Origin of the sequence: Marimonas arenosa, from assembly GCF_030848945.1 — a bacterium.
Lineage (GTDB): Bacteria > Pseudomonadota > Alphaproteobacteria > Rhodobacterales > Rhodobacteraceae > Marimonas > Marimonas arenosa.
The window spans coordinates 1-216 of the sequence record NZ_JANHAX010000032.1; the positions used below are offsets into that span (position 1 = coordinate 1).

The following is a 216-nucleotide window of genomic DNA, read 5'->3' on the forward strand; positions in this document are numbered from 1 at the left end:
TATTAGCCATAGCAGAAAATGCCAAGGTAGCACAGATTTCGGCTACGGTTTGTTTCTTTAATTGTTTGCGTGTACCAAAGTTTTGAGAAGCACTTACATCTACCAAAAGCATCAAAGTCAGTTCTCTTTCTTCTTCAAATACTTTTACATAAGGTTCAGAGAAATGAGCCGTTTTGTTCCAATCAATATTCCTAACATCATCGCCATATTGATAAG

General features: G+C 36.1%; 1 protein-coding gene. It reads right to left on the reverse strand.

Annotated elements, in window-relative coordinates:
- On the reverse strand, positions 1 to 216 hold a 216-nt coding region (locus NO357_RS21355; RefSeq protein WP_306737786.1), incomplete at both ends, for a DUF58 domain-containing protein.